The following is a 1,119-nucleotide window of genomic DNA, read 5'->3' as shown; positions in this document are numbered from 1 at the left end:
GGTGTGGACGGTGGGGCCGTGGGGCGGCGGGTAGGCGGCGAACTGCCGCTGCTGGTGCAGCCGGATGTCCATCACCAGGAAGTACACGCTGCTGAAGAGGCCGAAGAGCAGGACCAGGGACATGGCGACGTCGGTCCGGGAGTCGCTCTCGGGCAGCGAGCCGACCACCGCGAAGCACGCGATGGACAGCGGAAGGCTCGCCCAGGCCAGCACCCAGTCGACCGACCGGCCGCGCAGGAAGGCGACCCGGAACAACGGGGCGCAGGCGAGCAGGCCGCACGAGAGGAAGCCGGCGGCGGCGAGCAGCACGCGCAAGGTGATGACGGTGCCCGAGCTGCGGGCGGGCGGCACCGCGCCGTGGCCGTACATGAACGCTCCTGAACCGGGATTCGATGTGGGGTTCGAGCGTATAGGCCGATACCGACAACAGGTCACGGGTTGTACCGAACCGTTGTCGAGCTGATCAGTCGGGCGCGACCGTTCCGTCGGTGAGTCCGTCGTACATCCCGCGCACGAGTTGCTCTCCGAGCCGGCCCGTGTGCCTGAGCGCCCTTTCGAACTCGTCGAGCGTGCGGAAGCGTTCGCCGTAGCGTCGTTGCTCGTCGAGCGGGAGCCGGGGCAGCTGGAGTCTGCGCACGTCCAGGCGGGTCGCGGTGGAGGCGTAGCTGCTGGCCTGGCGGTTGTTGGCGGTGCCGCGCAGGAAGCCGGCGAGGAACCAGGGGTCGAGGGCCGCCGGATCGGGGCGCAGCAGCACGAGATTGCGCCCGAGGACGGCTCCCCCGGTCGCCGCGTCGATCACGCGCGCCATCGAGCCGCCGCCGAGCACGGGTACGACGACGTCGCCGGGTTCGGTCAGCACGGCCTCGTCGTCGCTCTCGGGGAGCGTTCCGGAGGGGGCGGTCCCGGAGAGGACGTCGTGGTCGGTGAGCACGGGCACGCGTGCGTGGCCGCCGTTTCCTCCCGTGCGCAGCAGCAGGGCGCCTCCGCGCGCGAGTTCGCCGACGGTGGTGAGCGGCCACCGCGCGGGGTGGGCCGGGTCGGCGCGCTGCGGGGTGAGGTCAGCGGTCAGTCGCATGGTCTCCCCCAGCAGTTCACGCACGGCCGTGAGCTGTTCGGCGC

The 1,119-nt window shown here is 71.8% G+C and carries 2 pseudogenes; both read right to left on the bottom strand.

Going from position 1 to position 1,119, the window contains the following annotated elements:
- Positions 1–369 (bottom strand): annotated as a pseudogene (locus EHS43_RS44965) (hypothetical protein); the annotation flags it as partial.
- Between the two features lie 94 nt (positions 370–463).
- Positions 464–1,119 (bottom strand): annotated as a pseudogene (locus tag EHS43_RS44960) (SAM-dependent methyltransferase); the annotation flags it as partial.

It is taken from the genome of Streptomyces sp. RP5T (assembly GCF_003933965.1).
Taxonomy (GTDB): domain Bacteria; phylum Actinomycetota; class Actinomycetes; order Streptomycetales; family Streptomycetaceae; genus Streptomyces.
Note: the sequence above shows the minus strand (reverse complement) of the source record. Positions and strands in the feature narration are given on the sequence as shown.